The organism is Sinorhizobium mexicanum (genome assembly GCF_013488225.1).
Classification (GTDB): domain Bacteria; phylum Pseudomonadota; class Alphaproteobacteria; order Rhizobiales; family Rhizobiaceae; genus Sinorhizobium; species Sinorhizobium mexicanum.
Genome location: NZ_CP041238.1, coordinates 3,663,731 through 3,688,243 on the forward strand (window position 1 = coordinate 3,663,731; position 24,513 = coordinate 3,688,243).

The 24,513-nt window shown below is 61.9% G+C and carries 24 protein-coding genes and 1 pseudogene; 15 read left to right on the plus strand and 10 right to left on the minus strand.

Annotated features, from left to right (window positions below):
* The first annotated feature begins 4 nt into the window (after positions 1 to 4).
* The 3 genes from FKV68_RS17305 (at position 5) to FKV68_RS17315 (ending at position 3,626) form a co-directional block, all read left to right on the plus strand.
* On the plus strand, positions 5 to 1,204 hold the full coding sequence (locus tag FKV68_RS17305; protein WP_180939027.1) for a phosphoglycerate kinase: 1,200 nt from the start codon (positions 5 to 7) through the stop codon (positions 1,202 to 1,204).
* Between the two features lie 246 nt (positions 1,205 to 1,450).
* A complete protein-coding gene (locus FKV68_RS17310; RefSeq protein ID WP_180939028.1) occupies positions 1,451 to 2,476 on the plus strand; it encodes a class I fructose-bisphosphate aldolase in 1,026 nt (341 codons plus the stop codon).
* Between the two features lie 232 nt (positions 2,477 to 2,708).
* Positions 2,709 to 3,626 (plus strand): PhzF family phenazine biosynthesis protein, encoded by a 918-nt coding sequence (locus FKV68_RS17315; RefSeq protein ID WP_180939029.1) that lies wholly within the window; start codon positions 2,709 to 2,711, stop codon positions 3,624 to 3,626.
* Between the two features lie 26 nt (positions 3,627 to 3,652).
* Here FKV68_RS17315 and FKV68_RS17320 read toward each other — a convergent pair whose 3' ends face one another.
* Positions 3,653 to 5,545 carry an adenylate/guanylate cyclase domain-containing protein gene (locus FKV68_RS17320; protein ID WP_180939030.1) on the minus strand — a complete coding sequence of 631 codons (1,893 nt, stop codon included), beginning with the start codon at positions 5,543 to 5,545 and terminating at the stop codon, positions 3,653 to 3,655.
* 239 nt (positions 5,546 to 5,784) lie between these two features.
* Entirely contained in the window at positions 5,785 to 5,940 is a 156-nt protein-coding gene (locus FKV68_RS17325) for a hypothetical protein (RefSeq protein WP_180939031.1), read from the minus strand.
* 244 nt (positions 5,941 to 6,184) lie between these two features.
* Here FKV68_RS17325 and FKV68_RS17330 point away from each other — a divergent pair, with 244 nt between their 5' ends.
* From FKV68_RS17330 to rcdA, 3 genes are all read left to right on the plus strand, one after another.
* On the plus strand, positions 6,185 to 7,489 hold the full coding sequence (locus FKV68_RS17330) for an MFS transporter (protein WP_180939032.1): 1,305 nt from the start codon (positions 6,185 to 6,187) through the stop codon (positions 7,487 to 7,489).
* A complete protein-coding gene (locus FKV68_RS17335; RefSeq protein WP_180939033.1) occupies positions 7,476 to 7,664 on the plus strand; it encodes a DUF1192 domain-containing protein in 189 nt (62 codons plus the stop codon). Before FKV68_RS17330 ends, FKV68_RS17335 begins: the two co-directional genes overlap by 14 nt.
* A 543-nt stretch (positions 7,665 to 8,207) precedes the next feature.
* Positions 8,208 to 8,726: a protease adaptor protein RcdA gene (rcdA, locus tag FKV68_RS17340; RefSeq protein ID WP_180939034.1), complete on the plus strand. Its 519-nt coding sequence runs from the start codon at positions 8,208 to 8,210 to the stop codon at positions 8,724 to 8,726.
* A gap of 139 nt (positions 8,727 to 8,865) precedes the next feature.
* Here rcdA and rpmE read toward each other — a convergent pair whose 3' ends face one another.
* Positions 8,866 to 9,087 carry a 50S ribosomal protein L31 gene (gene rpmE, locus FKV68_RS17345; protein ID WP_180939035.1) on the minus strand — a complete coding sequence of 74 codons (222 nt, stop codon included), beginning with the start codon at positions 9,085 to 9,087 and terminating at the stop codon, positions 8,866 to 8,868.
* A gap of 307 nt (positions 9,088 to 9,394) precedes the next feature.
* On the opposite strand from rpmE, the gene FKV68_RS17350 reads away from it, so the two are divergent.
* Both FKV68_RS17350 and FKV68_RS17355 read left to right on the plus strand, forming a co-directional pair.
* Positions 9,395 to 11,197: an ABC transporter transmembrane domain-containing protein gene (locus FKV68_RS17350; RefSeq protein WP_180939036.1), complete on the plus strand. Its 1,803-nt coding sequence runs from the start codon at positions 9,395 to 9,397 to the stop codon at positions 11,195 to 11,197.
* A 124-nt stretch (positions 11,198 to 11,321) separates the two neighbouring features.
* Complete coding sequence (locus tag FKV68_RS17355; protein ID WP_180939037.1) at positions 11,322 to 12,314, plus strand: Bug family tripartite tricarboxylate transporter substrate binding protein; 993 nt, start codon at positions 11,322 to 11,324, stop codon at positions 12,312 to 12,314.
* A 139-nt stretch (positions 12,315 to 12,453) separates the two neighbouring features.
* Here FKV68_RS17355 and FKV68_RS33760 read toward each other — a convergent pair.
* From FKV68_RS33760 to FKV68_RS17390, 6 genes and pseudogenes are all read right to left on the minus strand, one after another.
* Positions 12,454 to 14,206 (minus strand): annotated as a pseudogene (locus tag FKV68_RS33760) (FAD-binding dehydrogenase).
* Between the two features lie 181 nt (positions 14,207 to 14,387).
* A complete protein-coding gene (locus FKV68_RS17370) occupies positions 14,388 to 15,419 on the minus strand; it encodes a peptidoglycan -binding protein (RefSeq protein ID WP_180939038.1) in 1,032 nt (343 codons plus the stop codon).
* A gap of 4 nt (positions 15,420 to 15,423) precedes the next feature.
* Positions 15,424 to 16,524: a MotA/TolQ/ExbB proton channel family protein gene (locus FKV68_RS17375; protein ID WP_180939039.1), complete on the minus strand. Its 1,101-nt coding sequence runs from the start codon at positions 16,522 to 16,524 to the stop codon at positions 15,424 to 15,426.
* A gap of 248 nt (positions 16,525 to 16,772) precedes the next feature.
* The gene (locus FKV68_RS17380) at positions 16,773 to 17,573 is read right to left on the minus strand and encodes an inositol monophosphatase family protein (RefSeq protein ID WP_180939040.1); all 801 of its coding nucleotides are present in this window, start codon (positions 17,571 to 17,573) and stop codon (positions 16,773 to 16,775) included.
* Positions 17,574 to 17,843: 270 nt separating this feature from the next.
* Positions 17,844 to 19,010 carry a tetratricopeptide repeat protein gene (locus tag FKV68_RS17385; RefSeq protein WP_180939041.1) on the minus strand — a complete coding sequence of 389 codons (1,167 nt, stop codon included), beginning with the start codon at positions 19,008 to 19,010 and terminating at the stop codon, positions 17,844 to 17,846.
* 9 nt (positions 19,011 to 19,019) lie between these two features.
* Entirely contained in the window at positions 19,020 to 19,673 is a 654-nt protein-coding gene (locus tag FKV68_RS17390; protein WP_180939042.1) for a thiamine phosphate synthase, read from the minus strand.
* A 206-nt stretch (positions 19,674 to 19,879) separates the two neighbouring features.
* Here FKV68_RS17390 and FKV68_RS17395 point away from each other — a divergent pair, with 206 nt between their 5' ends.
* On the plus strand, positions 19,880 to 20,659 hold the full coding sequence (locus tag FKV68_RS17395; protein ID WP_180939043.1) for a sulfite exporter TauE/SafE family protein: 780 nt from the start codon (positions 19,880 to 19,882) through the stop codon (positions 20,657 to 20,659).
* An 89-nt stretch (positions 20,660 to 20,748) separates the two neighbouring features.
* Complete coding sequence (locus FKV68_RS17400; protein WP_153436425.1) at positions 20,749 to 21,009, plus strand: ArsR/SmtB family transcription factor; 261 nt, start codon at positions 20,749 to 20,751, stop codon at positions 21,007 to 21,009.
* A 202-nt stretch (positions 21,010 to 21,211) separates the two neighbouring features.
* Here the strand turns inward: FKV68_RS17400 and FKV68_RS17405 are convergent, their stop codons facing one another.
* Positions 21,212 to 21,385: a YdcH family protein gene (locus FKV68_RS17405; protein ID WP_173510145.1), complete on the minus strand. Its 174-nt coding sequence runs from the start codon at positions 21,383 to 21,385 to the stop codon at positions 21,212 to 21,214.
* Positions 21,386 to 21,599: 214 nt separating this feature from the next.
* Between FKV68_RS17405 and FKV68_RS17410 the strand changes: the two genes are divergently transcribed.
* From FKV68_RS17410 to FKV68_RS17430, 5 genes are all read left to right on the plus strand, one after another.
* Entirely contained in the window at positions 21,600 to 21,803 is a 204-nt protein-coding gene (locus tag FKV68_RS17410; protein WP_012709331.1) for a YdcH family protein, read from the plus strand.
* 53 nt (positions 21,804 to 21,856) lie between these two features.
* Positions 21,857 to 22,321, plus strand: a complete 465-nt coding sequence (gene purE, locus FKV68_RS17415) for a 5-(carboxyamino)imidazole ribonucleotide mutase (protein WP_173510144.1) — start codon at positions 21,857 to 21,859, stop codon at positions 22,319 to 22,321.
* The gene (locus FKV68_RS17420; protein WP_180939044.1) at positions 22,318 to 23,367 is read left to right on the plus strand and encodes a 5-(carboxyamino)imidazole ribonucleotide synthase; all 1,050 of its coding nucleotides are present in this window, start codon (positions 22,318 to 22,320) and stop codon (positions 23,365 to 23,367) included. Before purE ends, FKV68_RS17420 begins: the two co-directional genes overlap by 4 nt.
* Positions 23,368 to 23,535: 168 nt before the next feature.
* Positions 23,536 to 23,661, plus strand: coding sequence for a type B 50S ribosomal protein L36 (ykgO, locus tag FKV68_RS17425; protein WP_119256688.1), 126 nt, complete (start codon positions 23,536 to 23,538; stop codon positions 23,659 to 23,661).
* Positions 23,662 to 23,756: 95 nt separating this feature from the next.
* Positions 23,757 to 24,362 (plus strand): tetratricopeptide repeat protein, encoded by a 606-nt coding sequence (locus FKV68_RS17430; RefSeq protein ID WP_180939045.1) that lies wholly within the window; start codon positions 23,757 to 23,759, stop codon positions 24,360 to 24,362.
* The last annotated feature ends 151 nt before the right edge of the window (positions 24,363 to 24,513 follow it).

Genomic DNA, 24,513 nt, shown 5'->3' on the forward strand with positions numbered 1-24,513 from the left:
TCTGATGACTTTCAAGACCCTCGACGACCTGACCGACATTGGCGGCAAGCGCGTGCTCGTGCGCGTCGATCTCAACGTGCCGGTCAAGGATGGCCAGGTGACCGACACGACCCGCATCGAGCGCGTTGTCCCGACGATCCGCGAGCTTTCCGAAAAGGGCGCCAAGGTCATCCTGCTTGCCCATTTCGGCCGTCCGAAAGGTGAGCCGGTCGCCGACATGTCGCTGAAAGCAATCGCACCCGCCGTCGAGGAAATTCTCGACCAGCGGGTTCACTTCGCCGCCGATTGCACCGGCGACAAGGCTGCCAATGCCATTTCCGAGATGAACGACGGCGATGTGCTCCTGCTTGAAAACACCCGCTTCCACAAGGGCGAGGAAAAGAACGATCCGGCTTTTGTCACGGCACTGGCTGCCAATGGCGACATCTACGTCAATGACGCCTTCTCCGCCGCCCATCGCGCCCACGCCTCGACCGAGGGCCTGGCCCATCGCCTTCCGGCCTATGCAGGCCGCACCATGCAGGCCGAGCTGGAAGCGCTCGAAAAAGGCCTCGGCAATCCGAAGCGCCCGGTCGTCGCCATCGTCGGCGGCGCCAAGGTTTCGACCAAGATCGACCTCCTGCAGAACCTGGTGGAGAAAGTCGACGCCCTCGTCATTGGCGGCGGCATGGCCAATACCTTCCTTGCCGCGCAGGGGATCGACGTCGGCAAGTCGCTCTGCGAGCATGACCTTGCGGACACGGCAAAGTCGATCGTTGCCGCCGCGTCTGCTGCCGGCTGCGCCATCGTGCTGCCCGAAGACGGCGTCGTCGCCCGCGAGTTCAAGGCCGGTGCCGACAACGAAGTCGTCGACATCAAGGCAATCCCGGGTGACGCCATGGTACTCGATGTCGGCCCGAAATCTGTTGCCGCGATCAACGACTGGATCTCTCGTGCAACGACGCTGGTGTGGAACGGTCCGCTCGGCGCGTTTGAAATCGCGCCCTTCGACAAGGCGACCATCGCTGCCGCCAAGCATGCGGCGGCCCGCACGCGGGCCGGCTCGCTCGTCTCCGTCGCCGGCGGCGGTGACACGGTCGCAGCCCTCAACCACGCCGAAGTTGCGGACGATTTCACCTATGTTTCGACGGCCGGCGGCGCCTTCCTCGAATGGATGGAAGGCAAGCCGCTGCCGGGTGTCGACATTCTGCACCAGCAGAAGTGATGCAGGCTTCCCGACCCGGGCAAACATGTGGGCCCGGGTCGGGAGACACAAAAATAATTATGATATTTCAAACGATTAAAATAATTTAAATCGTTTTAGTCGATTTTCACACCATTTTCCCGGACAATTTCTTCTGTTATCGCGCCATTATTCGGAACGCGGCGGACGCATCTGCGCCTCAGACCGAACTTGTTTTCATTCGTCGCCCGCTCCGTTGGTGATCGGCGCTGTCTAAGGAGAAAAAACATGAGCGAAAGACTGGAAGATATTGCGGTTGCCATGGTCGCCAACGGCCGGGGCCTGCTCGCTGCCGACGAGTCGACCGCAACAATCAAGAAGCGCTTCGACAGCATCGGACTGGAATCAACAGAGACATCGCGCCGCGATTATCGCGAGATGCTGCTGCGGTCCGACGAAGCGATGCGCAACTACATTTCCGGCGTCATCCTCTACGAGGAAACGCTGTTCCAGAAGGCGGCCGACGGTACGCCGCTCGTCGAGGTCATTCGGCAGGCCGGGTCGATTCCCGGCATCAAGGTCGACACCGGCGCAAAGCCGATGCCCTATTTCGCCAAGGAGACGATCACCGAAGGCCTCGATGGCCTCGCGGCGCGCCTTGCGAAGTACTATGACGCCGGCGCCCGCTTCGCCAAGTGGCGCGGCGTGATCGCCATCTCCGACGCCCTTCCGACCTGGGGTGCGGTCAAGGCTAACGCCCATGCACTGGCCCGCTACGCGGCCCTCTGCCAGGAGGCGAAGATCGTGCCGATCGTCGAGCCGGAAGTGCTGATGGACGGCGCACCCGGCGATCATTCGATCGAGCGCTCGGAAGAGGTCACCGAGTGGGTGCTGCGCACCGTCTTCGAGGAACTCGGCGATGCCCGCGTCAAGCTCGAAGGCATGATCCTGAAGCCGAGCATGGTGATAGACGGTAAGAAAGCCCGCAAGGCGTCTGTCAGTGAAGTTGCCGAGCGTACGGTCAAGGTGCTGAAACGCACCGTGCCCTCTGCTGTTCCCGGCATCGCCTTCCTTTCCGGCGGCCAGTCGACGGAAGAAGCCACCGCGCATCTCTCCGCCATCAACACGGCACATGACCTGCCTTGGAAGCTCACCTTCTCCTACGGCCGCGCGTTGCAGCAGGAGGCTCTCAACGCCTGGAACGGCAAGGCGGAAAACGTCGCCGCCGGCCAGCGCGCCTTCACGCATCGGGCGAAGATGTGCAGCCTCGCCGCCAAGGGCAGCTGGAAAAAGGACCTCGAAAAGGCCGCTTGAGCGGCTTCATCGGACCGAAAACCGGGAGCGGTTTTCGGATAAACCCGATGGGCAACCAAAAGCGCGTTAGAGTGAAGAGAGGAGAAGGCCCGGCGGCAGCGATGTCGCCGGGCTTTTGCGTCGAGCAGGGCCCTAGGCGCGCCTTGCAGGCGATTGTCAGGGAGACAAGTTCGCTGTTTAAGACGATGAGACAAGGCTCTAAATCCGTAGTCCGATCGATCAGGAGCCTTCGATGACCAAAGTTTCCTTCGTCACCGTCGATGTTTTCACCTCCGAACGCTTTGCCGGCAATCAGCTTGCCGTGATCCCGGACGCGCGGGGCTTAAGCGAGGCTCAGATGCAGGCTATCGCCACCGAGTTCGGCTATTCCGAAGTCACCTTCGTGCTTCCGCCGGACGATCCCGCAAACACAGCCCGCGTGCGCATTTTCACGCCGACGACCGAAGTACCCTTCGCCGGGCATCCGAATGTCGGCACCGCCTTTGTGCTCGGTCGACAATCGGAAGTCTTCGGCAGGGTGCCGAGCGACCACCTGCGTTTCGAGGAAAAGGCGGGACTGGTAGAGATTGCTCTCTTGCGCCAAGATAGCGTTGTTACCGGCGCGCGCATCGTCGCGCCGCAGCAGCTTGTCGTCGGCCCCGCAATTGACGCAGCGACCATCGCCGCCTGCGCCTCACTCCCCCCGGCAAGCATGAGCGACCGCTGCCACGCGCCGGTGCGGATCTCTGTCGGCCTCCCCTTCGCCGTCGCCGAAGTCCGGGATGTGGAAACGCTCGCGACAGCGCGTCCGAACGTCAGCGCCTTTGACGAGGCGAATGGCCGCTATCCGCTCGCCGAAGACAGCTTCAGCCTATTCCTCTACGCCCGAACGCAGCAACATCCGTGGCAAATAAGAGCCCGCATGTTCGCGCCGCTCGACAATGTCATCGAGGATCCGGCAACCGGCAGCGCATCTGCCGCACTCGGCGCCTATCTCGTATCGCTTGTTCCGGAGGCCGACGCCGAAGTGGAAATCGTGGTCGAACAGGGCGTGGAGATGGGGCGCCGCAGTCTGATCATGGTCGGCGTCAGCAAGAGAGAGGGTTCGATCAGCAAAGTCGGCATCTCGGGCGACTGTGTGACGGTGATGCGCGGTACGATCGAGATTTGATCGCGCAACGCCGGCGAGATCCGACATCAGCACCCTGCTGATTGGTCGTCCTCGAGCGCATCGAGGAGCGCGCGGAAGCGGGGGTGATCGCGAATGGCGTCCAGATCGGAGTCCTGCTTGAACCAATGGAGGTGATAGCAGGAACTCTGCGGCACGACGGTTTCAAGGAGTTCCAGCGCGCGCTCGCCCTCACCGAGAAGCGAATAAACGCAGGCGGCATTATATTGCGCGACCACGTCGTCCGGATCGATCGCAAGCGCGCGAGCCACCCATTCCTTCGCGCGCTCGGGTTCGCCCATGTGCGCAAGTGCCAGCGCGCCGCGATGGGCCGGGCTGGCATTCTCCGGATGCCGCTCGAGCGCGCGTTCGGCCCGCGCGATGCCGATCCGAGCCCAGCGCTGGCGCTCGGCTTCGATCCCGAGCGAGAAGTAACAACCCATCAAATGAATCGGCGAAAAATAGTCGTCCGGCTTGATCTCGGCCGCGCGCAGGAAGAATTCGACCGCTTCCTGAAACCGACCTAACGCAAACAGGAAACGACCATAATATAAGTTCGCTTCATAAAGTGAAGGATCAAGCGCCAGAGCCTGGCGGAACTCGCGACCCGCCTCCTCCGTTTGCCCTTCGTGGTTTAGTGCCAACCCACGTGAGGCATGCGCTTCCGCGAGATTTGGATCAAGGGCCAGCGCCCTTGCGCTCATCTCGAGAATGCTCTCGAGCGGAAACTCCTTTTCGTGCCAGTCCCTGATCGCACATTCGCATTCGGCTATGCCGGCATACGCACGGGCATAGTTCGGGTCGAGTTCGACCGCCTTCAGGAACATCCGGCGCGCAAGCAGCAGATAGGACCGCGTCCAGGTACGCGAGAACTGCCGGCCGCGGAGATAGTAGGTGTAGGCCTCGACGGAGGTGGTCGGATCGCTCTCGATCGCCCTTTTCTCTTCCGGCAGCAGCTTGATCCTGAGCTGGTCGACGATCGCATGCGTGATCTCGTCCTGGATCATGAAAATGTCCGTGAGTTCGCGATCGTAGCGGTCTGCCCACAGATGCCCGCCGGTCTGCGCATCGATGAGCTGGCCGGTGATGCGCACCCGCTCGCCCACCTTGCGGACGCTGCCTTCGAGAATGAAGCGGACGCCGAGTTCCTGGGCGATCTGCTTCACCTTCACCGGCTTGCCCTTGTAGGTGAAGACGGTGTTGCGGGCGACGACGTGCAGGCGTGAAATCTTCGACAGATCGGTGATGATGTCCTCGGTGATGCCGTCGGAGAAATATTCCTGCTCCGGATCGTGGCTCATGTTCGTGAAGGGAAGAACTGCAACCGAAAGCTCATAACCGGGTTCCACCGTGATGGTGGCGGGTTCCGCCGGCTTCTGAGCCGCCATGTCGCCGAAGGAGATGGTGTAGACGCGCACACTCGGGGCGATGTTCTTCAACGCATGCTCGCCCTTATCCACGAAGCCGAGGTCGAGCCGCGAGCCGACGTGATCGCGGACCGACGCCGAAACCGCGATGCCGGAGGGGTCGGCCAAGCCCTCGAGCCTGGCCGCGACGTTTACGCCGTCACCGAAAATGTCGCCGTCTTCGACGATGACGTCGCCGAGGTGAACGCCGATCCTGAGCTCGATGCGCCTGGTCCTTGGGAGGCCTTCATTCCTGGCGAGCATGCCGCGCTGAATTTCCGCCGCACAGGCGACGGCATTCACCACGCTCGAGAATTCGACGAGCATGCTGTCGCCCGCGAGTTTGACGACACGCCCCTTGTGGTTTGCGATCTTGGGCTCCAGGAACTCACGGCGATGTCTTTTCATCGCTGCCAACGTGCCGGCTTCGTCGGTGCCCATGAGACGGCTGTAACCCACGACATCGGCAGCAAGGATAGCGGTCAGACGACGTTCCAAGAGACTCTCGATTTTCATCTTGTGTCCGAACAAGCTAACTTAGCCCCTTATAGTCTGAATGTCGTGCGGATACTTCAGCACCCTCGGATCAGAATAGCGCAGCATCGGCGACGGTTCTGTTTCAAATGGAACCCGCTCAGCGCGGTCTTGGCCAGCCCAGGTTCTGCCTTGCGAACACACGTCGCCGCGGTGAAAGCGATTCCAGCAAAGGCGCGTAACGTTTTCCGCGCGGAATTGCGTGGTTCAAAGAGTTAGATCTACGGCCGCACAAGCACGGTGATCATCATCACCGCGATCGCGAAAACGGCGATCTTCCAGAAATCGCGGCGTTGCCGGAGTCCCGGGATGCCAAGTGGCTTGATGATTTGGACGCCCATCGCGAGCAGCAGGAGTGCCATCAGGATTTTCGACATTCGTTCATTCCCGCAATGCTCTGTTCGCCGTGACGGACCGCGAGGACAAAGCACAATTGGGCGGAAAACGCCTGTGCACTTTTTCTCATCTCTCCCTTCGGCGTCATACCGCCGTCACTTTTCGTCGCATAGAGGGCTATTGTTTCCGCCGCCGATTTGCAATGACAGGCGGCACAAAATCCGGCTGGCAATTGCGGGTACTCGCCCCTAGCTTGCTGACGGCAGAACGATTTTCGGATTGATGATGAGAAAAAACCTGCTTCCCGTCACCGCACTCCTGCTTGGTACCCTGTTTCTCTTTCTTGGAAATGGTCTGCAGAGTCTGCTCCTGCCGGTCCGCGGCACGGCGGAGGGATATCCGACGACCATTCTCGGCCTTCTTGGCACTTCATGGGCCTCCGGCTTCGTTCTCGGCTGCTTCTTCGCACCTAACGTCGTCAAGCGCATCGGCCATGTGCGTGCCTTCAGCGTCTTCACGTCCTTGATCGCGATCATCGCCCTTCTTACCGGCATCTTGGTCGACCCGATCTGGTGGGTTGCGTTGCGCGCGGTCACCGGTTTCTCGACAGCCGGCACGTCGATGATCATCGAGAGCTGGTTGAACGAGCGCGCCACCAATGAAAGTCGTGGCGTAATCTTCTCGCTCTATATCGCGATCACGCTTTTCGGCGTCGTCGGCGGCCAGATGATGATTCCGTTCGGCGAGACGACGACGACCTTCTTTTTCATGATCTGCGGCATTCTCTATTGCGTCGCGATGTTGCCGACGCTGCTCTCCAAGGCCGCCACGCCGCAACCGCTGAAACAGGTCCGGCTCGATCTGCGCGGCCTCTATCGCAATTCGCCGGTCTCCTTTCTGGGCATCCTGCTGGTCGGCATCGCCAACGGCGCCTTCGGCACGCTCGGCGCCGTCTTCGGCCGCCAGGCTGGTCTTTCCGACAGCACCGTGGCGACGATGATGAGCGTGGCGATCTTTTCGGGAGCCATCATGCAGTTGCCTGCAGGCCGTATTTCCGACCGTGTCGACCGGCGTTACGTGCTGGCCGTGCTGGCCGGCATCGGCGCACTTGCAGGTCTTCTGATCTTCCTCGTCGAACCGAGCCAGGTCTGGATCGTCTTGACGCTGATCGCCATCTACGGTGCTGCCGCCAATGCGCTCTATCCGATCGCGGTCTCCCACGCCAACGACTTCGCCACGCCGGAAGAATTCGTCAAGGTTTCGGGCGGCCTCTTGCTGCTTTACGGCATTGGCACGATCATCGGCCCGACGATCGGTGGACCGGTGATGACTGCGACGGGCCCCTATGGCCTGTTCATGATCACCGCCTGCGCGCATATGCTGATCACCGCCTACGCGATGGTTCGCAGCCGCCGGCGTGCGCCGGTTCCGGTCGACGAGCGCGACGCCTTCTCGCCGGTCAATGCCGGTACGCCGACGACGCCGGAAAGCCTCCAGCTTTCGCCGCGTGCCGCGCCGCTGGATGAACTGCGCGACGAGGATGTCAGAGACAACCCCGAGGAAGAGGAGAGATCGAATGAGCCTGTTTGACGACGACCTTCCAAAGAAGAAAACAGCACACGAGATCGGCAGCGATCTGTCGCTGCTCTCGGTCGATGAGCTGACGGCGCGCATCGCGCTCCTGACGGAGGAGATTGCGCGATTGGAAGCCGAACGGACCCGCAAGTCGGCAAGCCGCTCCGCGGCCGACAAGCTCTTTCGGTAGAGGGATGAAGGAAAAGTGTGCGCGGTTTTCCGCCCGCATCCCGCGTCTCAGCTCATAAGAATCGATCACAAGTTGAATGCGCCTTCTTTGTATTCGCGCGTCCTGCTACGCGACCCGAAGTGAATGCAACTTAACGGCAAATTAAGCATTTTCGGTGATTGTCGAGTCATCCGGTTCCCCCGGACTCAGACATTTTCTCCGACTGGCGAATGGGTCTGATTTTTCTCCCTGTTTTACCTTGAGAGCCGCTTTTCGCGGCTCTTTTTTTGTCTTCAGGGCCGCGCGTCCCGTTAGACGCGCAAGGGACGCAGATGCCCTTTGAGCTGCCGCATGATTTTGTCAGCAAGTCGACCCCGATTCCAGGAATCATGCAGTAGTGAACAGGCATTTCAAAGAATTGTGGAGATTAACCCTTTCTTAAGAATACCCTTGCGCGGAATACGGTAAGGGATCATTCTTCAACCATAGAGGGGACCTAGGGGAGCTTTTCCCGGAGTCGCCCGTTACCTGACCGTGATGCGTTTGAACCAGGGAAAACAGGCCATGTCCGAGAGAGGATTGAATACCGTCAGTTTCGCGGGACACGCTGCGTCCTCGGCGCAGTTCAAGGCACTCTATGCAGAAGGCATGGGCCTGGTCGAGGAAACCGCGAGCTATCTCGACGGACCGGGCCGTCTGGCCTCCAAGGCGCTGCCGCGCATGGCCTCGGTGCTCTACGCCGCCGAGTCGATGCGGCTTACTACGCGCCTGATGCAGATGGCTTCCTGGCTCCTCCTTCAGCGCGCCGTCAACAACGGCGAAATGAGCCGCGATCAGGTTCTTTCGGAAAAGAGCAAGGTTCGCCTCGACAGCTTTAACGTCGATCGCAATGCGCCGGGCTGGAACGACCTTCCCGAGATGTTCCGCGACCTGATCGAGCGGTCGCTCCGTCTGCAGAACCGCGTCGCCATACTCGACCGCGAGATTTACCGGCCGCAGGAGGCGACGACCTTCGTTCCCGACAACCAGAACGGCGTCAAGGCGCAGCTCAAGCTGCTGCAGACTGCCTTCGGCACCAACTGACGCCGGCACACCGACCTTCCCAGACAACCTCGAACCCGGCCACACGCCGGGTTTTTCGTGTTGGCCGCGGTCCGGCTTGGGGCAGGCAACAAAAAAGCCCGGCAAAGCCGGGCTTCGAACACGCCGGAGAGGCGAGCGATCAGAGGCCGAGGCCTTCGAAGCGCTTCTTGAACTTGGAGACGCGGCCGCCGCGGTCGACGAGCTGCTGGCTGCCACCGGTCCAGGCCGGGTGCGACTTCGGATCGATTTCCAGGTTCATGGTGGCGCCTTCCGAACCCCAGGTCGAGCGGGTTTCGTATTCGGTGCCGTCGGTCATGACCACCTTGATCATGTGGTAGTCGGGATGGATGTCTGCCTTCATAACAATCTTCCTAGAGTTCCAGGGTCCAATTGTCGCAAGGCATTGCGACTTTGGGACCGAACACGTAAATGAAGCCGCAGACCACCACTGGGCTACGGCTCCCCAATTCGATGCCGTGCCTATACATGAAGGTCTGCGGGATAACAAGTGCCGCGCGGAAGACTTATCAAGGAAGCCCTCCCGCGCTACTGCATGATTTCTTAAATCGGGATCGATTTAAGGACACAATCGTGCAGCATTTCAAAGTGCTACAGCGACCTTAGCGTGTCCAATCCAACGCGCGGCGCTGTAGGCGATCGGGGGTCATGTGTCGAGACGAGAAAACCAACCGCCAGCACGCAGATCCATTCGCCCACTGGCCGCAGTGCTGCCATATCTCGCGCGCTATCGCCGCTTGGTTATCGGAGCGGCGATCTCGCTGACGGTCGCTGCCGTCACCACGCTGACGCTGCCGTTGGCGGTCCGGCGGATGATCGACAATGGCTTCACCAATTCCGATTCCGGCTTCATCAATACCTATTTCTCCATGCTGATGGTGCTGGCCATCGTCCTGGCCCTTGCCAGTGCTACACGCTACTACTTCGTCATCTCGCTCGGCGAGCGTATCGTCGCCGATCTCCGCCGCGATGTCTTCGCGAAGGTCACGCGGCTTTCCGCCTCCTTCTTCGACGTCAACCAGTCCGGGGAGATCGTTTCGCGCCTGACCGCCGACACGACACAGATCAAGTCTGCCGTCGGTGCCACTGCCTCGGTGGCGCTGCGCAATCTGATCCTCTGCCTCGGCGCGATCGGCATGATGATCTATACCAGCCCGAAGCTTTCGAGCCTCGTGCTTGCAGCGATCCCGGTCATTGTTTTCCCCCTCGTCGGTTTCGGCCGGTCCGTCCGCCGACGCTCACGGCAAGCGCAGGACACCCTTGCCACAGCCTCCGCCTATGCCGGCGAGGCTATTGCAGCAGCCCGTACGGTTCAGGCCTTCAACGCCGAGGAAAGCGCCAACCGACATTTCGGCAGCGCGGTGGAAGACGCCTATGGTGCCGCCCGCGCGGCGATCAGGGCGCGGTCGATCCTCACCGGATTCGCCATCACCATGGTGTTCGGCAGCGTCGTCGCGGTGCTCTGGTTTGGCGCGCGCGACGTGCTTGCCGGCACGCTGTCGGCGGGCACGCTGAGCCAGTTCCTGCTCTATTCGGTCTTCGCCGCCGGCAGTCTCGGTGCGCTCTCGGAAGTGTGGGGCGAGCTGTCGCAGGCGGCGGGTGCCGCCGAGCGCCTCAACGAACTGCTGACCGAGGTACCCCAGATCCAGGCGCCCGAGCATCCGATCGCAATGCCCGTGCCGGCCCAGGGCGCCATCGCATTTGCGGATGTCCACTTCGCCTATCCTGCGCGCCCGGATTACAAGAGCCTGAACGGCCTGAGTTTCGCGGTCAAACCTGGGGAAACCGTCGCCATCGTCGGCCCCTCGGGCGCGGGCAAGAGCACGGTCTTCTCGATGCTCCTGCGCTACTATGATCCGGTCAAAGGCACGGTTACCATCGACGGCATCGACGCCCGCATGGTCGACCCCAAGAACTTGCGTGATCGCATGGCCATCGTGCCGCAGGACGTAACGATCTTCGCCGCCTCCGTGCACGACAACATTGCCTTCGGCGCAGCGGATGCGAGCCGGGAAGCCGTCCGCGCAGCAGCCGTCGCCGCGCAGGCTGACGAATTCATCGCGAAGCTGGACCGGGGCTACGACACGCATGTCGGCGAGCGCGGGGTGACACTTTCCGGCGGTCAGCGCCAGCGCATCGCGATCGCGCGGGCAATCCTCAGGAACGCGCCGATCCTTCTCTTGGACGAGGCAACCTCCGCGCTCGACGCCGAGAGCGAGACATTGGTGCAGACGGCGCTCGATGGGCTGATGCGGCAGCGCACGACGATCGTCATCGCCCATCGGCTGGCGACCGTGCTCAAGGCCGACCGCATCCTCGTCATGGATCATGGCCGCGTCGTCGAGGAAGGCACCCATGCCTCGCTGATCCGCCATGGTGGCCTTTACGCGAAACTCGCCCGGCTGCAGTTCGACCACGGCGCGGAATCGCTCTTCGTGGCAGCACGGACTTAGACTTTCGTCGTCCAACCGCGGCTGATCCAACCTCCGCCATTGCACAGCGGGAGCCGGACCCTATTCTTAAGGACCCGGCCTTTCGCGGCCGGCATCGTCACGACGAGTTTGGGAGGATTTCCGCATGGCATTCACGAGACTGACCCGCCGCGCCGCTATCGCCTTCGGCCTGACCGCGCTTTCTGCGCTGAGCCTTGGCACGACGGCGCAAGCGCAGGAGTTTCCGGACCGGTCAATAAACTTGGTCGTCCCCTTCGCTGCCGGTGGTTCGACCGACGTGGTCGCGAGAATCATCGCCCAGAAAATGTCGGAGGATCTTGGCCAGCAGGTGGTCGTCCAGAACGTGGCGGGTGCCGGCGGCAATCTCGGCGCGGCCAACGTCGCGCGCGCCGACCCGGACGGCTATACGATCCTGATGGCGACGGTTGCGACCCACGCGCTCAACCCGCTGATCCTGAAGACGAAGCCCTATGACCCCGAGAAGGATTTCGCACCCATCTCGCTCCTCGTGATCGTTCCGAACGTGCTGGTCGTCAATCCGGAACTGCCGGCCAAGAATGTCCAGGAATTGCTCGCCCTGCTCAAAGCGGCGCCGGACCAGTACAGCTACGCCTCATCCGGCAACGGCACGCCGCTTCACCTCTCGGGCGAGCTCTTCAAGAAAATGGCCGGCGTTGAGATGCAGCATATCCCCTACAAGGGCTCCGGGCCGGCGCTGAATGACGTCATCGGCAACCAGGTTCCGATCATGTTCGACAATCTTCCCTCGTCATCGGGACACATCAAGGCCGGGACCCTGCGGGCGCTTGCTGTCACCACCGCCGAACGCGCGCCGTCGTTCCCCGATATTCCGACGATCGCCGAATCCGGTATTCCGGGTTACGAGACCTATACCTGGAACGCGCTCTTTGCGCCGGCGAACACGCCCCAACCGGTGATCGCGCGACTGAACGAGTCGGCAAAGAAGGCGCTTGCCGATCCGGCGGTCCAGAAGCGCATGGAGGAGTTCAGCGCGAAGATCGTCGGCTCGACGCCCGAGGAGCTCGCCGCGCATGTCAAGGCCGAGCTTGAGAAATGGACACCGGTCGTCCGCGACGCCAATATCCAGATGGATTGACGCTCAAACACCCCTCATCCGGCCTGCCGGCCACCTTCTCCCCGCAAGCGGGGCGAAGGAGACTCGCGACAACCGTCGAGCGTCCAAGTCCCCTCTCCCCGCATGCGGGGAGAGGGTTAGGTGAGGGACAGTCGCGGGCTCAAACATCCGCAGCCGCATTCCGCCCCGCGGCGCGGCCAGAAAAGATGCAGCCGCCGAGGAAGGTCCCCTCGAGCGCGTTGTAGCCATGCATGCCGCCACCGCCGAAGCCAGCCACCTCGCCCGCCGCATAGAGCCCCGGCACCGGCTGCCCGGAAAGGTCCAGCACTTGGCCGGAGAGATTGGTCTGCAGGCCGCCGAGCGTCTTGCGCGTCAGGATGTGCAGCCGAACGGCGATCAGCGGTCCGGCCTTCGGGTCAAGAAGACGGTGGGGCTTCGCGGTTCGCAGCAAACGATCGCCGCGATAGGCCCGCGCCCCGCGGATCGCGATCACCTGGGCGTCCTTGGAGAAGCGATTGACGATCTCGCGGTCTCGCGCCTCGATCTGCGCTCTCAGGTGCGAGGCCGGAAGCCGGTTCTCGCCCGTCAGCCAGTTCATCCCTTCGACGAGATCCTCCAGCCGGTCGCGCACGACGAAGTCCTCGCCCTTGTCCATGAAAGCCTGGACCGGGCCGGGCGGATTTCGCCCAAGCCGCTTCAGGAGAAGCGCCAAGCTCTTGCCCGTCAGATCGGGATTTTGCTCCGACCCGGAAAGGGCGAACTCCTTCTTGATGATCGCTCTTGTCAGGATGAACCAGCTGTAATCGTGGCCGCTGCGGCGGATCGCCTCCAAGGTGCCTACTGCATGTCGCCTTTAATCGTAGCCGATTAAAGGACAAAGACATGCAGCAATTCAAAGTGCTACAGCGTCCTTTGCGCGTCTGAAAAGACGCGCGGCGCTGTAGCGTATCGAAACCCGGCATTGCAGGTGCTGCAAAGCGGTTGCCGTCGGCATCGCACCAGAATGAGGACGGCCCCGGCAGAATGCGAATGCCGTGATCCGGCCAGATCGGGTCGAAGTTCTTGAGACCTTCGGTGTAGTGCCACATGCGGTCGGCGTTGATGACGGAGCCGCGCGCTCGGGCTGCAATTTCTAACATGCGGCCGTCGACGTGATGCGGCACGCCGCTCACCATCGTCGCCGGCGGTTGCCCGAGCCGCTTGCGCGGCCAGTTTCGGCGCACGAGCTCGTGATTGCCGCCGATGCCGCCGGAGCTCACGATGACCGCTCCGGCCGAGATCTCAAAGTCACCGACGACGTCGCGGGCGCTGCGCTCTCCCCGCGCCACCGGGTCCGCCTTGAGTATCGCCCCGCGCGCGCCAGTCACCACACGATCGGTCGTCACCAATTCGTCCACCCGGTGGCGAAAGCGAAACCGCAACAAGCCGCGGCTTTCCGCTTGCCGGGCGAGTCGGACAAAGGGTTCGAGAACGGCGGGACCGGTGCCCCAGGTCACGTGGAAGCGCGGAACCGAATTGCCATGGCCGTGGGCGAGCCCGCCTCCGCGTTCGGCCCAGCCGACCACCGGGAACCAGCGAAGCCCAAGCGAATGCAGCCAGGAGCGCTTCTCGCCGGCGGCGAAGTCGAGATAGGCATCGGCCCAGAGCCGCGGCCAATGGTCTTCGGGCCGATCGAATCGCGACGAACCCATCCAGTCCTGCCGCGCGAGATCGCGATGGTCGCGAATTCCCATGCGCCGCTGCTCGGGACTGTCGATGAAGAACAGTCCTCCAAGCGACCAGAAAGCCTGGCCACCGAGGTTCTGCTCCCCCTCCTGATCGAGAACGATCACCTTGCGGCCACGGGCCACAGCTTCGGACGCCGCCACGAGCCCGGCAAGGCCCGCACCGATGACCAGCACATCACAATCCATGAAAGGCGCCCTCCCTACAGCGCCGTGCGTCTTTCAGACGCACAAAGGCCGCTGTAGCGCTTTGAATTGCTGCATGATTTTACCTTGATCGGATCCGGTTCACGGAATCATGCTGCAGCAGCATCCTTCGACGTAACTGTTACGCAGACGTCAAGGTCAATTCAAGGGATCGGAGCCGCCGCTATTTCTCCGTCAGCTTCAGCTCGATACGCCGGTTCTGAGCCCGAGCTTCAGGGTTATCACCCTCGGCGATGGGCTGAAATTCACCGAAGCCTGCGGCGACCAGCCGGTCCGCCGGCACGCCCCTGGACATCAGGAACTTCACGACCGATGTCGCACGGGCGGACGACAGCTCCCAGTTGTCGGCAAAACGGCCGGATCCCGAAAGCTGTACATTGTCGGTATGGCCATCGACGCGCAGGACCCAGTTGATCTCGGCGGGGATTTCCTTCGCGAGGTCGAGGAGCGCCGCGGCGAGTTTGGCCATCTCCGCCTGCCCCTCCGGATTGAGGTCGCTGCTGCCTGAGGGGAAGAGCACTTCCGACTGGAAGACGAAGCGATCGCCGACGATGCGGATGTTTTCGCGGTCGGAAAGGATTTCCCGCAATCGACCGAAGAAGTCGGATCTGTAACGGTTAAGCTCCTGCACGCGCTGGGCAAGCGCAACATTCAGGCGGCGGCCAAGATCGGCGATCTTGGCCTGGGACGCCTGATCCTTTGCCTCCGACGCCTGAAGGGCCCCTTCGATCGCCGCAATTTGATTGCGCAGCGCCGCAATCTGCTGGTTCAGGAGCTCAATCTGGCTCATCGCACGGGCGCTGACCTGCTTTTCCGATTCCAGCTCCGATCCCAGCCGGCCGATCTTCTGGTTGGCCGCTTCGGTGCTGCCGGCGCCTTGGTCGAGCAACGCCTGCAGGCGCGAGCGCTCGTCTTCGGACTGGGTAAGCGAGGCCTGGAGGTTGGCAAGCGAATCCTCGAGATCCTGTTTGCCGCTCTTTTCCAGTGCGAGAAGCTGCGTCAGTTCGTTGATCTGGCTGTTCAGCCGGTTCAGCACCTCGTCCTTGCCGCTGATTTCCCGCCCAAGCAGGAATTGCGCCAGCACGAAGACGCTCAAGAGAAACATGATCGCCATCAGCAGCGTCGACAACGCGTCGACGAAGCCCGGCCAATAATCGATCGTTCGGTGACTGCGACCTTTGCGTGCAAGGGCCATGGGCTCAGTCGCCTCCGCTCTCGTCTACGCGGCTGAGCTGCGCAATCGACTTGTCGCCGTGCACCGTGATCCTCTCGGCCTGGCCGATGCGCGATGTCAGCTTGTCGAGCGTCTTGCGCATCGCCTTCGCTTCCTCCTGCTGCGCTTCGATCCAATCCCGGAGCATCTGCTGCTCGCCGCGCATATTCTTGACGAGGCCCTGGATGCCTTCGGCCAACGAGGCCATCGCGGCCGTCGTGCGCTGGTTTGCGCCACCCTCCTGGTTGAGCCGCGTGATCTGATCGGTCAGCCGGCGCAGTTCCTCGATGGGCGGCTCTCCTGCAATACTGATCGGCGAGGACATTCCCGATCCGACATCGGTCACCGAGGAAAGCCAGTTTTCGAGTTCCGTGTAGAAGCGGTTCTGGGCGCGGCCGGCCTGCAGGTCGAGGAAACCGACGATCAGCGATCCGGAAAGGCCGAAGAGCGAGGCGGAAAAGGCCGTTCCCATGCCGCTGAGCGGCGCGGACAAGCCGCTCTTCAGCGAACCAAGCAAATCTTCGGTGCTGCCGCTGCCCGCGTCCAGGGACTGGATGACGGTGTTGATCGAGCCGATCGTGCCGAGCAAGCCCCAAAAGGTGCCGAGGAGGCCAAGGAAGACGAGAAGGCCGGCGAGATACCGAGTTATGTCGCGCGATTCGTCGAGGCGCGTCGCAATGGAATCAAGGATCGAGCGCAGCGCGATCGTGGAAATCGCTGTCGTCTGGCGACCGCCAATCAACGACCGCATTGGCGCGAGCAGGACCGGATCGCGCCCGACCTTGTCGGCGCTTCCCGCGGCACGAAACGAATTGAACCAGCGGACCTCGGGCCGCAGGCCCAGGACGTGGTTGAAGGCGAGCAGAATGCCGATCAGCAGAACGCCGAGAATGAGCCCATTGAGGCCCGGATTGCCGGCGAAGGCATCACGGGCCTGCCGGAAGAGAATGGCGGCGACGAAACCGACGATGATCAGAAAGAGGACCATCGTCCAGAAATAGGGCATGGGGCTCGAGAGCTTGTGCGGATTGTAGTTCTCCTCCACGTTCTCCCGACCGCTCCATCCGGACAGATTGAGTTTCGTCATAGGTTAGCCAGACTCCCGGGTTCACTCCAGCACCGCGCGCCCTCAGACACGCAAGGGTTGCCGCAACACTTTGAATTGCCGCGGCATTTCTCGAAATCAAGTCCGACTCGAGAATTGCGTAGTCAGCCGCGGCACGGCACCGCTCCGGCCCGGAGACTAGTGGAACTTTGCGCCAAATTGAAGGGAAAACGAAGGCCCCCGGGACATAACGCACCGGAGGCCGCAGACCCTAACGAACAGGCTGTTGTTTACTTCGCCGGGATCGGGCGATGGATCACGTCACGCAGCGCCTTGGCGATATATTCGTTGCCGCAAACGACCGAGCCGTCCTCGACCGGCTTGCTGCCGCCGTCGACATCGGTTGCCCAGCCGCCGGCCTCGCGGATGAGCAGGATGCCGGCCGCAATATCCCACGCGGCAAGATCCCGTTCCCAGTAGCCGTCATAGCGGCCTGCGGCCACGTAGGCGAGATCGAGCGAGGCGGAACCGAAACGCCGGATGCCGGCAACTTCGCCCATGACATGGCGAAGTTCGATCAGATATTTGCCGTGATTGCCGCGGCCAAGATGCGGCGTCCCGGTGGCAATGACGGCATCCGAGAGGTTCTTGCGGGCGCCGACGCGCAGCCGGCGGTCGTTGAGGAAAGCACCACCGCCCTTTTCGGCGGTGTAGAGTTCATCCGTTGCCGGATTGAAGACGACGGCACCGACGATCTCGCCTTGACGCTCCAGCCCGATCGAAACGGCAAAATGCGGGATGCCATGCAAGAAGTTGGTGGTGCCGTCGAGCGGGTCGACGATCCAGCGATGCGCGCCGTCGGTCCCCTTGATCTCCTCGCCCTCTTCGCCGAGGAAGCCATAGGTCGGCCTCGCCTTCAACAGCTCTTCGCGGATGATCCGTTCGGCCTTGCGGTCGGCTTGGGAAACATAGTCGCCCGGTCCCTTCAGTGAGACCTGAAGGTTCTGCACTTCACCGAAATCGCGCGCCAGCGACTTGCCGGCCTTGAATGCGGCCTGGACCATGACATTGAGAAGGGCAGAACGGGCCATGTGGCGATCCTTATGATAGCGAAGGCCGGTCGAGCGCTCTCGAACCGGACATTGAACCTCTGTGACGTGTCTCGCCAGGCGCAAGCGAAGCTGCGAGTTTCGTCGTCAAAAAACCGAGTGAAGTCACTCCGTCCGCAGGGCCGAAATCAGAAATGGGGAGGCTGCGGACAAAACCGCGGCTTCAAGACCACAAAAGCCGCAGAAGTTCAAGCGAAATAGCATTGCGGCCGGTAGACCACGCCCGTGACTGCCATCTTGGCGCAGCTCGCGTCAGGAAGAACGAAACTTGTTCGCGGCGGCGAGCGCTGACTTCTGCTGCGTTTCGGTGAGGCCGAGATAGAAATCCTCGAGCGCATCGTCCTTGAGGCCGGCGCGGCGCGACAGCACGTACCACTTCGCCGCCTCGACCGGATCGGGGCGCGTGCCGATCGCGTTGACATAGAGGTGCGACAGCCGGTTCTGCGCGACGACATTGCCGCTTTCCGCCGCGCGCTTCATCCAGGCGAAGCCTTCTTCGAGGTTGCGGTCGCCGGCGATCCCTTCGACGAACCAGATGGCGATGTCGAGCTGTGCGGTATCGTAACCGGCGCGGGCGGCGCGCAACAGCCATTCGCGGGCACGCGCGCGCTTGCTCTCCTCTATGCCGTCGACATTGATATAAATCTGCGAAAGGGCATATTGCGCATCGGCGATGCCCTGCTCGGCGGATTTCTCGTAATAGGGCATTGCCGCCTTCAGGCCCTTCTCGCCCGGCATGTCGGCAACCAGCGTTTGCCCGTAATTGAACTGGGCCGAAGCATTGCCGAGATCGGCCGCCTTCTTCATCAGCTCTTCGGACTTTTTCCTGTCGCGCTTGGCGTAGCGCCCCTCCATCAGGATCAGGGCATATTTGAACATGGCCGCCGGATCGCCGTTATCGGCAGCCTGGCCGTACCAGAAGGCGGCCTGCTCGGCGTTGCGGGCAATGCCAAGGCCCTGCTCGAGGATCGATGCAACCAGCGTCTGGGCAGCGGGATCGCCGAGCTGCGCCCGCGGGAGCGCCAGATCCATCGCCGTCAGATAGTAGCCGCGCTGGAAAGCGCCATAGGCATCGTCCACCTTTCCGGTGAATGGTTTTTCCGCCGGAAGCGCCGGCAATTGTGCGCCCATGCGATCGATGACGTTGACGCCCTTGGAAGGCGTGTTGCCGTCTCCGGCCGTCGTTTTTTTCGGCGCCGGGGTCTCGAGCTTCTGCTGCGGAGCCGCAGCTTCCGGCAGGATCGCTCCGTTGAAGGGCGTGATCCGCCCGCGCTTTGGTACATTCCCCTCGTCCGGGACCCCCTCGTCCGCAGGCGCGCCCGTCGTCGGCTGCTGCGCGCGAACCGGCACCGCCGCGAGTGCGACGGCCATGAGAAGGACTGCAACCCGGCTGGGCTTCGACGACAAGCGGCTCAACATCGGACCGTCTTAATCTTCAAACCGTGGCGCTTTTTCGTCAAGCAGCGCGTTGACGGCAGCGACGACCGCCGGCGCCTGCTCCGGGTCGCCAAAGACGGCGAGACGTAGCGCCACGAATTCCGCCCCCGTCTCGGCGACGGCGAGCGCCGACTGCGGATCCGTGCCGCCCATGACGACACAGGGGATCTCGATCATCGACGCCCACCATTCGGCAAGCGCCAGATTTTTCGGATGCGGCTCCGGCTTGATGTCGCCATCGGTGCGACCGAAGAAGACGTAATCCGGCCTGACTTCGCCGATTTCGAGCGCATGGTGGCGGTCAGAGGCATTGCCGCCTCCAACGATCAGCTTCGGCGTGTGCTTCTCGATCGCATCGCCGAGCACATCGGGTCCCCCGACGATATGCAGGCCATCCGCCTTGGCGCGTCCCGCGACGCGCGTGTCACCCTCGATCAGCGCCGCCACGCCGGCTTTCTGGATCACCGGCACCAAGAGTTCGGCGTGCTGCTGGAACTCGGCGTCGCTTAGGCCGTATTGCGGCAGGATGACGGACGCCACGTCGCCTCCCCGCAAAGCGTCGGCCAGCACCTTCGAACGCTGTGCGAGATCCGTCATTTCCGGCACGACCAGCACGAGGCGGCAGCGGTTTTCTACATTGCTCATGATATCCGTTCCCTGCGGCGCCTGCTTCACTGCATGATTGCTTAAATCGGAATCGATTTAAGTACAAAATCATGCAGCACTTCCAAGTGCTACAGCGACCATGATGCGTCCGATTGGACGCGCGGCGCTGTAGGCGCGAAAGCCGCCACTCGATTTCGTTCGGGAAAACCGATAGACGGAGATGACAAAAGGATCAACCGCCACACATGCTTCCGGATTTCGACTTCTATCTCGTCGCCATCCCCGCAGTCCTGCTCGTCGGCCTCAGCAAGGGCGGCATGGGAGAGGCGCTTTCCTTGATGGGCGTTCCGATCCTGTCGATGGCGGTATCGCCTGTTCAGGCAGCGGCGCTGTTGCTGCCGATCCTCATCGCCATGGATGTCGTATCCCTGTGGATCTGGCGCAAACATGGTGACAAGAAAACGCTCACGATGCTGCTGCCCGGCGCAATCGCCGGCATCGCCATCGGCTGGGCGACCTCCGCCTATGTGCCGCGCGAGGCCTTGAGGCTGATCATCGGCCTCATTACGGTTCTCTTCGTGCTGCGCTATGTCTATACCGTCTGGCGCAGCCGCAATGGTGCCCCGATCGCGCCCAAGACGCAGCGTGCCGGACCAGCTGCCCTCTGGGGCTCCTTTGCCGGTTACGGCAGCTTCGTCGCCCATGCCGGCGGCCCGCCCTTTCAGATCTACGCATTGCCGCTGAAGCTCGATCCGCGTGAATATACAGGCACCATCGTGCGCTTCTTCGCGGTCCTCAACGCGGTGAAACTCATTCCCTATTTCGCCCTCGGCCAGCTTGATATCAGCAACCTGAAGACATCCGCCACGCTTTTTCCGCTGGCGATGGTGGCGACTGCCTGCGGCGCCTGGATCGTCCGCCGGATGAAGCCGCAGGTCTTCTATCCATTCATGTACACGATGGCGTTTATCGCCGGGTCGAGACTCGTCTGGGACAGCGTTGCGGGTCTCATTGCCGCCAGGTGACGCTCGCGAAATTGTTGCATAGCAAAATCGATTATGCCGCATCGCACAATTTTCTTGCTGCTTATGGAGAATTCGCTTAACGTCTGGCCATGACCATTGCGGACCCATTCGATGCCATCGCGGATCCGAACCGGCGCTACCTGCTGGAGGAACTGCGACGCGCGCCGAAGACGGTGAACGAATTGGCCGAAGGCTTGCCAATCAGCCGACCGGCAGTGTCGCAACACCTGAAGGCGCTGCTCGACTGCAATCTCGTGTCGGTTTCATCGAGCGGAACGCGGCGGATCTATGCGATCCACAAGCCGGGCTTTGACAAGCTGAACCTGTGGCTCGACCAGTTTTGGTCCTAATGCATGTCGCTCAAAAAGTGCACAGTGGTTTTGGGATAACGACATGCATAAGGAAGAAGGTCTGAAACTGAATGCCCGACAGAAATAGACCGGGCGTCAGGCCCGGTCGAGTGTTCCGTATATTCCGTGATGGGATTGGTTCTTGACCTTGTTGCGTTGTCACTGGGAAAGAAGACAACGCCACCCGAAATACCGTTCAGAATCAGTGAGTCGAGGAACGGAGTCTTTCGATTTCGTCCTTGATGCGCAGCTTCCTCCGCTTGAGGTCGCTGATCAACTCGTCCTCGCAGGACGGTGAGTTGAGAGCTGCGTGGAGCTCCTGTTCCAGGGCGCCATGTTTTTTCTCAAGCGTTGCAAGATGAGCCTCAATGGTCATTTGGCAGTCCCTTCCTTTTGCTTGCATCCGGCAGGTAAATGCCGGATGGTCCATGGTTTGTAACCTTACCAGTCTGCCATGCCATTTTTCATTTGTCGAAGGCGAAATGATGACGTCTGATAACTTCCCGTTACCGCCCAAGATGTGGTAGAGCGGCGCATGAAAATTCCGGATCGCAGATCAAATGCGATCGGGCTTATGGGGATCGTTTTGCATGCCGGACCAGGACCAGGCCGAACTCAGACTGACCATCGCGCGCCTGAGGCAGGAACATGAAGACTACGACGTCGCCATCAACGCCATGATTGAGACCGGCTGCGACGCCTTGCGCATCCAGCGCATGAAGAAGAAGAAGCTGGCCATCAAGGACAAGATCAGCAAGATCGAAGACCAGATCATCCCCGACATCATCGCCTGAAACGGATCAAGACCGACGTGACAGACACGACCACCCCGCCCGTCGCCATCATCATGGGAAGCCAGTCGGACTGGGAGACGATGAAGAACGCCGCCGACACGCTCGAAGCGCTCGACATCGCCTACGAGGCCCGCATCGTCTCCGCGCACCGCACACCGGACCGGCTCGTAAGCTTCGCCAAGGGCGCGCGTGACGAAGGCTTCAAGGTGATCATCGCCGGCGCCGGCGGCGCGGCGCACCTGCCGGGCATGTGCGCATCGATGACACCGCTGCCGGTCTTCGGCGTCCCCGTGCAGTCGAAGGCGCTTTCCGGTCAGGACAGTCTGCTGTCGATCGTGCAGATGCCGGCCGGTATTCCCGTCGGCACGCTGGCGATCGGGAAGGCCGGAGCGATCAATGCGGCGCTGCTTGCCGCCGCCGTCCTCGCACTCGGCGACGACGATCTCGCCGACCGCCTCGACGACTGGCGCGAACAGCAGACCGTCTCGGTAGCCGAGTACCCGGTGGACGAGGCATGAAGACCATCGGCATCATTGGCGGCGGTCAGCTCGGCCGCATGCTGGCGATGGCGGCTGCCCGCCTGAATCTCCGCACCGTCATCCTCGAACCGCAGCCGGACTGTCCCGCTGCACAGGTCGCGAACGCCCAGATCGTCGCGCCTTACGACGACGCGCACGGGCTTGACCAGCTCGCCGCGGTCTCGGACCTCATCACCTATGAGTTCGAAAACGTACCTGTCTCCGCAGCCATAAGGTTGGCCGCCACGCGCCCGGTCTTCCCACCGCCGAAGGCGTTGGAAGTGGCGCAGGACCGGCTCGTGGAGAAGCGTTTCATCAATGACTGCGGTATCGCCACGGCGCGCTTTCACGCCGTCGACAGCCAGGCCGACCTGGAGCTGGCGCTTGCCGACTTCGGCGGCTCGGGCGTGCTCAAGACCCGGCGGCTCGGCTATGACGGCAAGGGCCAGCGCGTGTTCCGCTCGACCGCGGACGACCCCGCCGGCGCCTTCATGGCCCTGGGGCAGGTGCCGCTCATCCTGGAAAGCTTCGTGCCGTTCGAGCGCGAGATCTCGATCATCGCTGCGCGCAGCCCCGACGGCAGCAACGCCTGCTTCGACCCGGCAGAGAACGTGCATCGGAGCGGCATCCTGCATACGTCCACCGTGCCCGCGGCGGTGGGCGCCGGCACGGCAGAGGCTGCGCGAGCGGCGGCGACCGCCATACTCGACGCGCTCGGCTATGTCGGCGTGATCGGAGTCGAGTTCTTCGTGCTGGCCGATGGCAGCGTCGTCGCCAACGAGATGGCTCCGCGCGTCCACAATTCCGGCCATTGGACGGAAGCGGCCTGCGTCGTCTCACAGTTCGAGCAGCATATCCGCGCGATCGCCGGCCTGCCGCTCGGCGACCCGTCGCGTCATTCGGACTGCGTGATGCAGAACCTCATCGGCGACGATGTTGCGGAGGTCCCAGGCCTGCTTGTCGAACGCAACGTGCTCGTTCACCTTTACGGCAAAGCCGAAGCACGCGCCGGCCGCAAGATGGGCCATTTCACCCGCCTGACCTGAGGGAACGCCACAGATTTGCGCTGTGCGGAAGGAAAATCCCCTGTCTTGCGGTTGACACGATAAGGGCGACACGGTATGTGCCTGCCTACTTGGAGCGCGCTGAATGGCGCGCTTTTGATTGTTATTACCGGGCGAATTTTCGTTCCCCGAAACCTGCGGATCAGGAAAATGAAGATCAAAAATTCGCTCAAGTCGCTGAAGGCCCGTCACCGCGAAAACCGTCTGGTTCGTCGCAAGGGCCGCGTTTACATCATCAACAAGCAGAACCCGCGCTTCAAGGCACGTCAGGGCTGACGCCCCGGGCAGCAATCGCGTTGCCCTGCCTGATTGGCGGTTCGCTTCTGGTGATCCCCCATATTTGATTTGATCTTGTTCCATGGCGGGCTACGATGTCCGCCATGCGTATTTTTGTGACCTCGATTCTGGCATGTCTTGCCGCGCTCGCCGCCTCCCCCGGCAATGCGCAGGCCGCAGAGCCTGCGCCGCAAACGGAAACGGCAAACCTCACAACACCGAAGCAGCGCCTCGATTCCTTGTTCGCCGACCTGAAGAAGGAACGCGATGAAGCCAAGGCGCGACAGGTGGCCGACCGCATCCGCATGGAATGGCAGGATTCCGGCAGTGCCACGGTGAACCTCCTGATGCAATGGGCCGACAAGGCGATTGCCGACGACAAGAAACCCATCGCACTCGACATTCTCGACCAGGTGATCGCTCTTGCTCCGAATTACGTGGAAGGCTGGAATCGCCGCGCCACCTTGCACTATCAAATGGGCAACTACCGCAAGTCGATGTCCGACATAAATCGGGTGCTCGCGATCGAACCACGGCATTTCGGTGCCCTTGCGGGCATGGCCACGATGCTCAGCGCCGCTGGCAAGGACGAGCTGGCGATGCGGGCCTGGCAACAGTTCCTCGACATCTACCCGTCGGATCGAAAGGCACAGGAGCAGCTGGGCGAGCTGGCCGAGAAGCTGGCGGGCAGCCGGACTTGAGCCGCGACGACAAGCTTATCCATCCTGGAGCATCTCGCTTTCAAGTGGAATCACTGAAAGCGGATAAGATGCTCTAGAATCCAAGTGCTGGAGCGTCCTCTGTGCGTTCACTTGAACCTACGGCGCTCTAGATGAGGCAGATTCGCCGAAG